The sequence below is a fragment of the Erythrobacter sp. genome, assembly GCF_038133525.1.
GTDB lineage: Bacteria > Pseudomonadota > Alphaproteobacteria > Sphingomonadales > Sphingomonadaceae > Qipengyuania.
The window spans coordinates 1-7731 of sequence record NZ_JAYPTL010000018.1 but is presented as its reverse complement, the minus strand read 5'-3'; the positions used below and the strand labels follow the sequence as shown (position 1 = coordinate 7731).

7 protein-coding genes are annotated in these 7731 nt (G+C 59.4%); 3 read left to right on the top strand and 4 right to left on the bottom strand.

Annotation, left to right across the window (positions count from 1 at the left end):
* The coding region (locus AAFM29_RS06395) for a lysoplasmalogenase family protein (RefSeq protein WP_341711973.1) at positions 1-230 on the top strand (230 nt) is incomplete at its 5' end.
* Here the strand turns inward: AAFM29_RS06395 and AAFM29_RS06390 are convergent.
* Positions 227-1069, bottom strand: a complete 843-nt coding sequence (locus AAFM29_RS06390; RefSeq protein WP_341711972.1) for a TauD/TfdA family dioxygenase — start codon at positions 1067-1069, stop codon at positions 227-229. The genes AAFM29_RS06395 and AAFM29_RS06390 overlap by 4 nt on opposite strands.
* The gene (gene gyrA, locus AAFM29_RS06385; protein WP_341711971.1) at positions 1066-3861 is read right to left on the bottom strand and encodes a DNA gyrase subunit A; all 2796 of its coding nucleotides are present in this window, start codon (positions 3859-3861) and stop codon (positions 1066-1068) included. Before gyrA ends, AAFM29_RS06390 begins: the two co-directional genes overlap by 4 nt.
* Before the next feature lie 301 nt (positions 3862-4162).
* Here gyrA and AAFM29_RS06380 point away from each other — a divergent pair, with 301 nt between their 5' ends.
* A complete protein-coding gene (locus tag AAFM29_RS06380) occupies positions 4163-5446 on the top strand; it encodes a hypothetical protein (protein ID WP_341711970.1) in 1284 nt (427 codons plus the stop codon).
* Positions 5447-5510: 64 nt separating this feature from the next.
* On the opposite strand, the gene AAFM29_RS06375 is transcribed toward AAFM29_RS06380, so the two are convergent.
* Both AAFM29_RS06375 and AAFM29_RS06370 read right to left on the bottom strand, forming a co-directional pair.
* The gene (locus tag AAFM29_RS06375; RefSeq protein WP_341711969.1) at positions 5511-6242 is read right to left on the bottom strand and encodes an NYN domain-containing protein; all 732 of its coding nucleotides are present in this window, start codon (positions 6240-6242) and stop codon (positions 5511-5513) included.
* Positions 6243-6281: 39 nt separating this feature from the next.
* On the bottom strand, positions 6282-6917 hold the full coding sequence (locus AAFM29_RS06370) for a carbonic anhydrase (protein ID WP_341711968.1): 636 nt from the start codon (positions 6915-6917) through the stop codon (positions 6282-6284).
* 97 nt (positions 6918-7014) lie between these two features.
* Here AAFM29_RS06370 and AAFM29_RS06365 point away from each other — a divergent pair.
* Positions 7015-7731 (top strand): lipoyl synthase (locus AAFM29_RS06365; protein ID WP_341711967.1); only part of this gene is annotated, 717 nt, incomplete at its 3' end.

Here is a 7731-nt window from a genome sequence, read left to right as displayed (position 1 = left end):
CAGCGATAGTAGGCGCAATGGCTGCGGCCGCATGGACCAGTCGCTTTCCCCGCTACCGGGTGGGGGCAGGCGCGGTGATGTTCGTGATCAGCGATTTGCTGATATTTGCGCGCGAGGGCGGTGTCGTGCCTGACCTGCTTGGCAGCTGGTTGATCTGGCCGCTCTACTATGGTGGCCAGTTCCTGATCGCGGTCGGTGTAGTGCGGACCCTTCGGAAAGGGACAGCCTAGCCCGCGAAAGCGGCGATCGTGGTGCGATGCAACTCGCGTCGGTAGCCTTCGTATCCGCCCGTCGCCTTGTGCAGTACCGCGCGATTGTCCCACATGATGAGCATGTCCGGTTCCCATCGATGCCGATAGATGAACTCTTCGCGCGCCTGCCACTGAGCTAGCTCGCCGAGCAAGGCGAACGCCTCGGTTTCAGGCATGCCCTCGATCCCGACAATATAGCCCAGCGTGGAAAACAGGCATTCCTCGCCTGTCTCTGGATGGGGTTGCACCAGCGGATGTGACTGGGTCGCTCGGGCTGCTTCACCAGGCCGGATTGCCATGGAGCGGCCCTTGTCTCGATCGCCATAGGTTCCATCCGGAGCATAGGCGAGTTTGGCGCTATGTACGGCTGTCAACGATCGCAGAAAATTCTTCCGTTCGTCCGGCAACGCGCCAAATGCTGCGCCTTGATCGGCAAAGAGCGTGTCACCGCCGACAGGCGGGATGTCTATTGCCAATAGGCAAGTCCCGGCCGGGGGATGCGCAAGAAAGCTCCAATCGCTATGCCAGTTTTCCGCGAATAGTGGGCTTTGCTCATCAGCCTCGCGCAGGATCGCCGCGATATGCTTGCGTCCTTCGATTGGCGCGAAAAATGGGTCATCACCAAAGCCACCCATAGCCAGGGTAAATCGTTCCAACGCATCGTCGTCCATGCGTTGCCCAGGAAAAGCTACCACCTTGTGATGGAGCCACACCGCGCGGATTTCGGCAGCCAACTCTGGCGTGATTGGGCGTGACAGGTCGAGGCCGGTGACGCGCGCTCCGCACGCCTGTCCACTGGCCTCGACTCGTAACGTCATTTATCTGATTCTTCCGACAGGTCTTTTTCAGACTGTGCCGTCGTCTCAGGTGAGGTTGGATTAAGGCTGCCGCCATGATCGATGATTTCCTCGGCGATCATGTCCTCAGCCTCGTTTTCAGGTTCCTCATCCTCATCAAGGCGGGCGACGCTGACGACGGTCTCTCCCTCGGCTACATTGAACAGGCGCACGCCTGCCGTATTGCGGCCTAGCACACGTAGCGTCTCGAGGCTGATGCGGATAAGCTTTGCCTGGTCGGTGACCAGCATGAGTTGGTCTGCCTGCGTTGCAGTGAAGCTCGCCACCACCGGTCCGTTTCGAGCGATATTGTCGATGTTGGTGATGCCCTGACCACCACGGCCAATCCGACGATACTCGTAAGCCGATGACAATTTGCCATAGCCGTTGGCGCAGACGGTGAGGATGAACTGCTCCTTGTCCGCCATGTCTTCAAAGCGTTCGACCGAAAGCTCGGGCTCGCCTTCCTTCTCAGCCTTCCATGGCGCGAAGCGGAGATACTGTTCGCGCTCGTCGGTTTCGGTTCCGACCTTGTGCAGGATCGAAAGCGAAACGACCTCGTCATCACCCTTGAGGCTCATGCCGCGAACACCCGTTGAAGTACGCGACGCGAATTCACGAATATCTTCGGCGGCGAAGCGGATGGCCTTGCCATTGCGACTTGCCAACAGCACGTCATCGGTAGCATCCAGCAGGGCGACGCCGATGAGCTTGTCTTCGCTGCCTTCATCGAACTTCATGGCGAACTTGCCGTTCGAAGGGATGTTGGTGAAGGCGTCCATGCTATTGCGACGGACGTTCCCCTTGGCAGTGGCGAACACCACACTCAGCGCGCCCCAGCTCGTCTCGTCTTCCGGCAAGGGTAGTACAGTGCGGATGGTTTCGCCCTGATCTAGCGGGAGCAGGTTCACGATCGGGCGGCCGCGTGTTGCCGGGCCGCCCTCGGGCAACTTCCAAACCTTGAGGCGGTAAACCTTGCCCATGGTCGAGAAGAACAACACCGGATTGTGGGTACTGGTGACGAATAGCTCGCTTACGGCGTCCTCGTCCTTCGTGGCCATGCCGCTTCGGCCCTTGCCGCCACGATTCTGGGCCCGGAAGGTAGAGAGCGGGGTGCGTTTGATATAGCCATCGACCGTGACGGTGACGACCATTTCCTCTCGCTCGATAAGGTCCTCGTCTTCAATCCCATCCCAGGCAGGCGCGATCTCCGACAGGCGCGGGGTAGCATAGCTCGCCCGGATCTCTTCCAGCTCGGACCGCATGACTGCGTAGAGTTTGACGCGATCGGCCAGGGTCGAAAGGTATTCCTCGATCGCGATGCTGAGTTCTTTCAGCTCGTCGCCGATCTCATCGCGCCCAAGAGCTGTCAGGCGATGCAGGCGCAGGTCCAAAATGGCCTTCACCTGTCGTTCCGACAGCTTGTATGTTCCACCAGCTTGCTCGTCGGTCGGTTCAATCGCTTCGACCAGCGCGATATACTGCGCGATATCGCCAATAGGCCATTCCTTGGTGAGGAGCTTGGCGCGTGCATCTGCCGGGTTCGAGGAGCCGCGGATCATTGCCACGACTTCATCGAGGTTCGAAACGGCGACGACCAGTCCGAGCAAGATATGGGCTCGTTCGCGGGCCTTGTTCAGTTCGAACTTAATCCGGCGCGTAATCACTTCCTCGCGGAAGGTGATGAAGGATTGAATGAAATCGCGAAGGGTCAGCGTCTCGGGGCGGCCGCCGCGAATGGCGAGCATATTTGCCGGGAAGCTCGCCTGTGCGGGCGTGTATCGCCAGATCTGATTGAGGACGACTTCGGGCGAGGCGTCACGCTTCAGGTCCACGACGACACGCACACCTTCGCGGCTTGATTCGTCGCGGATGTCCGAAATGCCCTCGATCCGCTTTTCCTTGGCGGCATCGGCAATCTTTTCGACCAGCGCGCTCTTACCGACCTGATAGGGGATTGAAGTCAGCACGATCGAACGGCGATCGTTGCGCCCCGTTTCGAACTCGTGGCGCGCACGCATCAGGATCGAACCGCGGCCCGTGGTGTACGCCGAGCGCGAACCCGACTTGCCCAAGATCAGCGGAGCCGTCGGGAAATCCGGACCCGGGATAATCTCAAACAATTCCTCGCTCGTGATCGCTGGATTATCCATGAAGGCGAAACAACCGTCGATCACCTCTCCCAGATTATGGGGCGGGATATTGGTTGCCATGCCCACGGCGATGCCGCCGGCACCATTGACCAGAAGGTTGGGGAACCGGGCTGGGAGGACGGTCGGTTCCCTGCGCGATCCGTCGTAGTTGTCGGTGAAGTCGACTGTGTCCTTGTCGAGATCGTCGAGCAAGCTGTTAGCAACCCGGGACAGCCGCGCTTCGGTGTAGCGCATGCTTGCCGGCTCGTCCGGGTCCATCGATCCGAAGTTGCCCTGGCCATCAACCAGAAGCACGCGCATCGACCATGGCTGAGCCATTCGGACAAGCGAGTCGTAAATCGCCTTGTCGCCATGGGGATGGTAATTACCCATGACATCGCCGACGATCTTCGCGCTCTTGCGATAGGGTTTGCCGGCCACCATTCCGCCTTCTTGCGCGGCAAACAGTATGCGCCGGTGGACCGGCTTCAGCCCGTCACGCACGTCGGGCAACGCGCGGCTCACGATGACGCTCATTGCGTAATCGAGGTAACTGGTCTTCATCTCATCGACGATGTCGATGCGGGTATAGTCGCCCCCGTCGAATGGGGGAGGATTGAGAGCTTCGGTTTCGTCGGACAAGTGCGTAGTTCCGTATTGCGAAAGAGCTTATTTTCTAGATGCCAAGAGCCTAGGCCAACCAAGGCGGTTTCGCCACCAAACAGGGCACTGATGGGAAGGATTCAGCGGCCTTTTCCACATATGGGTGCGCCGCTGCCGCAGTTGAAGCCTGAACAGACGGCGGGGCCTGCATTCAATCCGCATTCAGCCCGCCAACTCCAGAAGGGTTTGCAATGAGCGGCGACACGCGGCATGGCCTTGGCCATCGGTAATCAACGGCGCCCCGCGCTCAGACCCCTGATCAATCTTGGGAGTTTTTGAAATGATTTTCTCTCGCCTAACCCGTGCCAAGGGTACGGCCTCGACCATGGCTCTTGCACTCGCGATTGCGACCGGTGCAGTCGTGACAACGGCCGCGCTGGAAGCGCCAGCCTTTGCTGCAAAGAAGAAGGAAAAGGTCGCTTATTCGAAGGCGTTTATTGCTGCCTACCAGCCGCTACAGACCTTGCTCCAGGCCGAGGCTCCCGATGGTGCGGCGATCAAGGCTGCGCTGCCGTCGATACTTGCGGCAATCGAGAATGAGGATGATCGTTTCGCTGCTGGCCAAGCGCATGTTGCCGCCAGCCAGAAGCTGAATGATCTGACCCTCGCGCTGCAGGGCCTCGAACTGATGCTGGCCAGCGGTAAGGTGCCGGCCGAGAATATCGGTATCTACAACTTCCAGGCGGGCCAGATCGCCTACAAGTATGAAGACTATAACAAGGCGCGGACTTACCTCCAGGCCGCACTGGATGTTGGCTATACCGAAAACAATCCCGAGACCTTCATCGCCGAGAGCTATTTCGCCGAAGATCGCGACGCTGAAGGGCTCAATTACCTGACCGGCGTGATCCAGGCGAAGAAGGCCGCTGGCCAGCCAATCGATGAAGCTTGGATTAAGCGTGGCCTCAGCATTGCCTACAATTCCCAGATGAAGGCTGAGGCGCAAAAGTATGCGACGATGTATGTCCGTGAATTCCCTGGCGAGACCAGCTGGAAGGACGCGATTGCTATCCTGCTGAATACGGGCGGGTATGAGAACCCCGAGATTCTCGACCTTCTGCGCCTCGGTCGGCGGGTCGGCACGCTTACCGATGGGCGTATGTATATGGAATACGTCGACGCGGCCGATTATCGCCGCCTGCCGGGCGAAGTCGTCTCGGTTGTCGAAGAAGGTCGCGCGAAGGGCCTGCTGCCCAACGATGATCCTTATATCAACGATACCTATACTCAGGCTGCCGCGCGTACGAAGGCAGACCAGGCCGATATGGCGGGGTTGATGCGCGATGCACGCGCGCCCAGTGCCACTATCCGCACGGTCATGGCGGCGGCGGACTCTCTGCTGAGTCTTGGTCGGGCAGCTGAAGCCGAAGAGTTCTACGTCAAGGCTTCGAGCATGCCCGGAGTTGATCCGGCGCTTGCGCTGACCCGTCTGGGCATCGCGCAGTTTGACCAGGGCAAGCTTACTGAGGCCAAGGCGACCTTTGGAAAGATCACCGGCAATCGCCAGCCGATCGCCACGCTTTGGACGGTTTATGCGGACGAGAAGGCGAACAACCTGATGTAATTGGGAAGCCGCCTGCTTCACATCGGAAGGGCGCGGGTCCGCTGGATCCGCGCCTTTTCTATGTTCAGCGTAAGCGCTTCACATACAGATGTCCGCCCTCGCGCCGTTCGACCTTGAATTGGTCGATCGCCTGAAAGAGGTCTGACAAGCGTTTGTAGCCATAGTTTCGGACGTCGAAGCTCGAGCGATTGCCGGCGATGTTCCCCACTTCGCTCAGCGAAGCGAAGCCATCCTCGTCACGTTTCGCTGCTTTGAGCGCATTGCCAAGCAGTTCGATCAGTTCGTCATCGACCTCACCCTTGGATGCGGACCCGGAAGCCTTGTCGCCAGAGGTTTCATCTGCGGCTGCACCGCGGATGAGTGCATCGATGTCGATGAAGCGTGTGCAAGCAGATCTGAAGGCTTCGGGCGTCTTGGCCTTGCTTCCGAAGCCATAGACGATCAGCCCATCCTGCCTGAGGCGGGTGACAAGGGGGGTGAAGTCGCTGTCCGAGCTCATAATCCCGAACCCGTCCACCTTGCCCTGATACAGCAAGTCGATCGCGTCGATCGTCATCGCCATGTCGGTGGCGTTCTTGCCGGATGTGAGGTCGAACTGCTGTTCAGGTCTGATTCCGAATTTGTGCGTGATCTTGTCCCAGTTCGCCAGGTTGTTCTTGGCGAAGTTGCCGTACGCTCGCTTGATGTTGACCTGCCCCAGCTCGGCCATGACAGTCAGTACGGGATCAATCCCCTTTGGGGAGGTATTGTCCGCGTCGATCAGCAGCGCGATGTTTCTAAGCGGCTTTTCGGTCATTCATCGAAGATGACCGTTAGCTCGTCCCGACGCAAGCCGTCAGGCAGGTTTGAACTCGCCGCTCGTCTCGTCGAGCAAGTGAAGCACCCCGTCCGAGATCGCGAAATAGGCACCGCGCAGGGTCAGGCTGCCACGCTTTTCCTTCTCCTGCACGCAAGGGAAGGTGCGCAGGTTTGCCAGGCTGACCTTGACCGCGGCGAGTTCCATTGCCCGCTCCGCATCCCGCCCTTTGGTGCCCAGATCGGCCGCGATTGGTTCGCGCACGTCATCGAGCATGTCGATCCAGTGGGCGACAAAGCCACCTTCGCCCAATTCATTGCCATGCAGGTCCTGGGTCAGGGCTGCCTGACAACCACCGCACATGCCGTGGCCCATGACGACCACTTCGCGAACCCTGAGAAACTGCACCGCGAATTCGAGTGCTGCCGAGACGCCATGTCGCCCCGGAGTGGTTTCATAGGGTGGTACCAGCGCGGCAACGTTGCGGACAACGAAGATCTCGCCCGGGTCCACGTCGAAGATCTGTGCGGGATCGACCCTGCTGTCAGAGCAGGCGATTACCATCACCTGTGGTGATTGCCCTTCTTTCAGTTGCTCCCAACGCTCGTGCTGGCTTTGCCAGGCACCGGTACGGAACCGCGCATAACCATCGATCATTTCGCCGAAGCTCTTCATGCTGGTTTCGCTGCATTGAAATACTGCTGAAGGCAAGGGGCAGCGCATAGCTATCCGGCTTGCCGTTGCGGGGGAGGGGGCCTAGATGGGCCGCATCATGAACGACCTTTCTACCGCACCGGCGCCCGAAGGCGAACGCCCCCGCATGCAGCGCAAGCCTGACTGGATCCGCGTGAAGGCGCCTGTCAGCCAGGGCTATCATGAAACTCGCAAGCTCATGCGCGAACTCAATCTTCACACCGTTTGTGAAGAGGCGGCGTGCCCGAACATCGGCGAATGCTGGACCAAGAAGCACGCGACGGTGATGATCCTGGGCGACACCTGCACGCGTGCCTGCCGTTTCTGCAACATCAAGACCGGCATGCCGATGCCGGTCGATCCACTGGAGCCGGAACATACGGCGGCGGCCGCGGCGGCAATGGGTCTCGAACATATCGTCATTACCAGCGTCGACCGCGACGACTTGCCTGACCGTGGGGCTGGGCAATTCGTCAAGGTTATCAAGGCACTGCGTCGCGAAACGCCGAATACCACGATTGAGATTCTGACCCCTGACTTCAAGGGGCGGATGAAACAGTCGATAGCGGAGATCTGCGAGGCCGGACCCGACGTCTTCAATCACAACCTCGAAACCGTGCCGCGGCTTTATCCGACAATCCGCCCCGGCGCGCGTTACTATGCCTCGATCAGGCTTCTCGAGGAGGTGAAGGTGCACAACCCGCTGATCTTTACCAAATCCGGCATCATGCTGGGCCTTGGCGAAGAGCGGCTCGAAGTGCACCAGGTGATGGACGACATGCGCAGCGCGGATATC